Origin of the sequence: Gardnerella sp. 26-12 (assembly GCF_001660745.1) — a bacterium.
Classification (GTDB): Bacteria; Actinomycetota; Actinomycetes; order Actinomycetales; family Bifidobacteriaceae; genus Bifidobacterium; species Bifidobacterium swidsinskii.
Map to the genome: position 1 here is coordinate 1 of NZ_LWSR01000016.1, position 4991 is coordinate 4991.

Annotated in this window: 5 protein-coding genes; 1 reads left to right on the top strand and 4 read right to left on the bottom strand. The window is 35.8% G+C overall.

The genetic code is table 11. The features are described 5' to 3' along the window. Positions 1–18: 18 nt before the first annotated feature. Positions 19–408 carry an Abi family protein gene (locus tag A5295_RS01660; protein WP_231875271.1) on the top strand — a complete coding sequence of 130 codons (390 nt, stop codon included), beginning with the start codon at positions 19–21 and terminating at the stop codon, positions 406–408. Here A5295_RS01660 and menA read toward each other — a convergent pair. The 4 genes from menA to A5295_RS01680 all read right to left on the bottom strand — a co-directional run bounded on the left by menA (position 337) and on the right by A5295_RS01680 (position 4917). Further along, positions 337–1362 (bottom strand): 1,4-dihydroxy-2-naphthoate octaprenyltransferase, encoded by a 1026-nt coding sequence (gene menA, locus A5295_RS01665; protein WP_064621538.1) that lies wholly within the window; start codon positions 1360–1362, stop codon positions 337–339. The genes A5295_RS01660 and menA overlap by 72 nt on opposite strands. A gap of 54 nt (positions 1363–1416) precedes the next feature. Further along, the gene (locus tag A5295_RS01670) at positions 1417–2190 is read right to left on the bottom strand and encodes an energy-coupling factor transporter transmembrane protein EcfT (protein ID WP_064621539.1); all 774 of its coding nucleotides are present in this window, start codon (positions 2188–2190) and stop codon (positions 1417–1419) included. Positions 2191–2249: 59 nt separating this feature from the next. Beyond that, positions 2250–4133: an ABC transporter ATP-binding protein gene (locus A5295_RS01675; protein WP_064621540.1), complete on the bottom strand. Its 1884-nt coding sequence runs from the start codon at positions 4131–4133 to the stop codon at positions 2250–2252. Between the two features lie 202 nt (positions 4134–4335). Next, the gene (locus tag A5295_RS01680) at positions 4336–4917 is read right to left on the bottom strand and encodes a tryptophan transporter (RefSeq protein ID WP_012914058.1); all 582 of its coding nucleotides are present in this window, start codon (positions 4915–4917) and stop codon (positions 4336–4338) included. Positions 4918–4991: the final 74 nt, after the last annotated feature.

Sequence of the window (4991 nt, forward strand, 5' to 3'; positions counted from 1 at the left end):
AATAATCTTTTATCTAATATGAATAAATGGCTGGAAAAATCTAACGAAGTTTGTATAAAACATTACAAGAGTAAGAAACAACCTATACCAATATGGGCTGCTGTTGAAGCTTTTCCATTTGATACTATTTCACGAATGATTTCTTTGTACGAAGATACTAATGTGTTGCGAAAACTTTTTGATTCAATGGGGTTAAAAACAGAAATTCGTAAATCTTCTGAAGCAATCCATTCAATAGTTTACTTGCGTAATTTGTGTTCTCATCATTGTAGATTATGGTATAAGGAAACTGTAATATCGACTCCTTCAATTCGTGATGTTAAAAATTCTTCTTTATTAAATGGTTATACGGATAAATCTATWGCNGCANCANTTAGTAAATTTATAGGCTTTAATAATAATAACTAACAATAAAATCCACTGAAAAGTAGCAAAAAATAAATGCCACGAAGAATTGCATACAATTGCACTAAAACTGAGGAAAATTTCAACACTATAAAAGCGCCATATTGACGGCACTGCTGAAGGTAACGCAATAATCAAAACAGAATATGCAATCAAAAGAACAGCAGAAACAATGCTCATAGCAGCACATAAACGTCTGCCATTGCGCTCGCCAATTTTAACCATAGCAGTTATTTTTCCATGCTCTTTATCGCTTTTAATATCTCGAAGATTGTTTATCATCATTAAGCATGCCGAATAAGCACCAGGAATGCAAGATATTAGCACACATGCCAAAATCCTTTGCCTGTTATTGATAAATATGCTAGTTTCTGGAATACCAATTCCGTATGTAATTGCGCATAACGAACCAATAAAAGGAACAGGACCGAAAAATACAAACGCACTTACTTCTCCCCAACCTTTATAACCGTAAGGATGTTTACCTCCTGCATAAAACCATGCTGCAGCTAAGCACGCAATTCCAAGTAAAATAAACCAATATATTCCAGTTCGCAAAACAATAATCAAACCAAAAATACAAGAAATAAAAGCAGAAATTATTACGGCTTTAAACACAGATTTCGCGGAAATTCCAGCATTTGCAAGGCGCCAAGATACATCGCACAAAGGTTTTGAATTATTGCTACTTAAAGCACGCAAACTACGATTATCATCCAAGCCATTCAATCCGTCACAATAATCATTGGCATAATTGACGGCGATTTGTATAAACGCAGCAACCATGCAGCACAAGAAAAATTGTATAAAACATTGCTCTAGATGCATAACTGGTTCTTCAAAATACGAAAATCGTATCATTCTAAATGAAACCGCAAACGCCATAACAACAGGAACTAAGCCTATTGGAAGCGTGTAAATTCTTGCACCCTTAAGCCAAATTTTTACACTTTTCATCAAAAGCCTCATAAATTATTTATGATTTATTTATTTATGATTTACACAAATATTTTATACTAAATTTGGCAAAAAGATTGAAGTGCATATTGGTAAAGCAATAATAAGTGCAGAAATAACTAAAGACAAGAATCCACGCCATCCGAATGGGTATTTATAATACGAAGACTTGCGTGTACGCAAATAAAAGCCGCGCTCTTCCGCTGCTAGCGCAGAACTATCTGCTTTACGCACTGAAGAAACCAAAAGAGGCACAATAAGAGGCATCATGAGTTTTAATTTTTTAAACGGATTTTTAGTATCATACTCAACACCACGAGCCATTTGAGCTTCTGTGATTTGAGACATTTCGTAAGCAAAAATTGGCACGAAACGCACTGCCGTTGTAATAGTAAAAGCGTAGCAGTATGGCACATGCAAATATTGCACTACAGCATTTGCAAGATCGTTTAATTTAGTTACTGTTAGTACGGTAACAAGAGGAAAAGCAAAGCAGAACAATCTCAAAGCAGCTTTTGCACCAATATCAATGCCGTGCAATGTGAACCACAAGAAAATATAGTTGCCACTTTGAGCAATAACAGTCTGCAGCAAAAACATTACGCAAGAAATTATTAGCATAGCTTTAATAAGACCAGATAATGTTTTAACAACACGAGTAAAAGCCATGCCAATAAAAATAATAGCTGCAAGCGCAATAAGCGCGGAATACTGTTTAGCAATAAACACGCTTATTACAACACTCGTAGCAAGAATTAGTTTTGCAATAGGATTAGTGCGATGAAGAAAAGTGTTACCTGGTTGGTAAGTTAATAATCTCGTTTTCATAAATATCAGACGCCTTTACTTCTACTTTTATTTGCTACTTTTATTTGCTATTGCTTCTGTTAATTCTGCTGATTCTGTACAGTCTGTTTTGTGATTTTTTCGCCGCGCAACGCTTCTACTAATTCTTCGCGCACATACAAGCCATTGCACTTATTAAATCCATGCGCAACCAAGCCTTGAGAAACGGAACACAATAATGGTGGATACAATGCTGCAGCAGAGCACACTTCCGGTTTTTCAAACACATCGTACGCTGAACCATCAATAATAAGCCTTCCATCATTAATTGTTATAAGTCGAGTTGCATAATCAAGCACAACTTCCATATCGTGACAAACCATAATCACGCAGCAACCGTTTTTTCTTAAACGCTCTACAACTTGCATAATTCTCATGCATTCCTTGTAATCAAGACCGCAAGTTGGCTCGTCAAGAAGAAGAATCTTAGGATTTGTTACAACTGTTGCAGCTAAAGCAACCATTTGACGCTGGCCACGAGAGAGCATAAACGGGCTAGCTTCAGAATCCAGCTCCAACTCATCAATAATTTCCATTGCGTGAGCTTTAGCTTCGTCCTCATTCTGACCAATCAAAATACAGCTTAAAGTAACTTCTTCAAGTACCGTTTCTTTGCATAATTGTCGGTCAGGATTTTGAAATAAGGTAGATACATATTTTGCTATTTGACTAATACGAAGAGACTTAGTGTCAACGCCATCAATTGTTACGTTGCCTTCTGTTGGTTTTAATAAACCATTAATAATTTTGGTAATAGTTGTTTTGCCAGCACCATTTCTACCAACAAGAGTTACGAGCTCTCCAGCGTAAGCTTCAAAAGACACGTTTTTTAGCGCACTAACGCCACTTTGATACAAAAAACTGACGTTTTTAAGCGAAAGACATGGTGAATCGTTTTTCGATTTATTTTGTGCGTAAGATTGTGTAGAGACTTGCGATTCGTGTGAAAAGTCGCAAGCAAGCGCCGATTTATTTGAATCGCATTCACGATTATCAAATTCACTATGTGAATCAACATGTGAAGTCAAAGATTTTTCACTGTTAATCGTATTAACAATAGTATTTACTGTATCTTCTACAGACACAGGCAAATCGCTTTTAGAGCAAATATTCTCACGCTGTAAATCATTAACCAAATGCGTAGTACGCGGATAATTTATTCCAATAGAATAAAGCAAATCCATATTTTTCAACGCTTGGCTAACAGGCAAATCAAGCGACAAAATGCCATTAGAAAGCACAACTAAACGCTTGCAATACTCGCTTAAAAGCGCAACTTTTTGCTCAATTACAACAACCGTTATTCCAAAATTCTTATTCAAATCTTTAAGAATCGAAAAAATCATTTTAGAAGAAACAGGATCTAAAGCGCACGTCGGCTCATCTAACACCATAACTTTAGGCTTTAGCGCAAGAATAGCAGCAATTGCAACCTTCTGCTTTTGACCTCCAGACAAAGTGTCTAAATCACGGTTACGCAAATCACTAATGCCAACAATTTGCAAAGCTTCATCTATTCGACTTGGTATTTCGCTATGCGCAACGCCAAAATTTTCTAAGCCAAAAAGAATCTCATCTTCAACATTTGCGGCAACCATTTGCGCATCAATATCTTGAATAACAGATCCAACCAAGCAAGCAATGTTAGTTAAAGCAAGATTGTTAGTGTCTTGACCCGCAATCTTAACGCTTCCTAAAAGTTCGCCAGAATAATGATGCGGAATCGCGCCAGAAAAAAGCGAAGCAAGAGTTGTTTTTCCAGAGCCAGAAGGACCAATAATTCCCACAAATTCGCCAGATTCTACGCTAAGACTTACATCTTTTAGTGCAAAAGTGGAATCTTGTGCCTCTGAAGAGTCTAAAGAATCATCTTTATTCCGATTCACATACTTAAAAGACACATCTTTTAGCTCAAGCAAAGGCACAATAATTCCTAACTCTTAGAAACCTAACAATTACAATTACTAATGATATCTTACGATTATATTTATTCTGCGATTATATTCTTTGATGATTATATGACTTGCTGCATATTATCCAGCACAAACTATTCAACAAAATCATCAAATACATATCATCCAAAATACATATCATCTAAAATAAATCATCCAAAACAAATTCAAACACTTACTTATGCAGAACGAGTCGAATTGGGGTGTAAAGCACTTCAACAACAACAGCATTAAACACAGCAGTTCCAAAAATGATTGGAAGCATAACAAAAATCGTCTTAGGAGAATGAAGAACAAAGAAAGATGCAGTAGAAGCAAATATTAAACCAGAAACAACTGTAGTTATAAAAGTTGCTATAAGTGGGAAAATACTGAACTTTCTAGCAGCATCCTTAGGGAAAACGCGAACATAAGCCATAATCATCAAAGTCATAACAATCGCTGCCGGAATATCGCAAACATAATTAAGACCAGGAATAGATGCGTTAAATTGCATCAAAGTTGCAGCCAAAGCACCAATAATCGCGCCCTGAATAACATTTGGACGAACAAGCAAGATTGCAAGACAGAATGATGCGATTAAAAAGTTTGGTTTAATGTTTCCAATTGAAAGTGCTTTTGCAGCAGTAAAGTCAAGAATACATCCTGCTGCAAAAAGAACTGCAACCAACACTAAAGACGTAATATCTAAAGCATGCTTTTTAATGCTTACAGCATTAATCATGCTATCTGCATGTTCGCTAATTTCCTGATTCATAATCTTCTCCTTCATAATGCGATAATCAAATTTTAATTATCGACTTTTGATATTTATTTATGCTTACTTACATT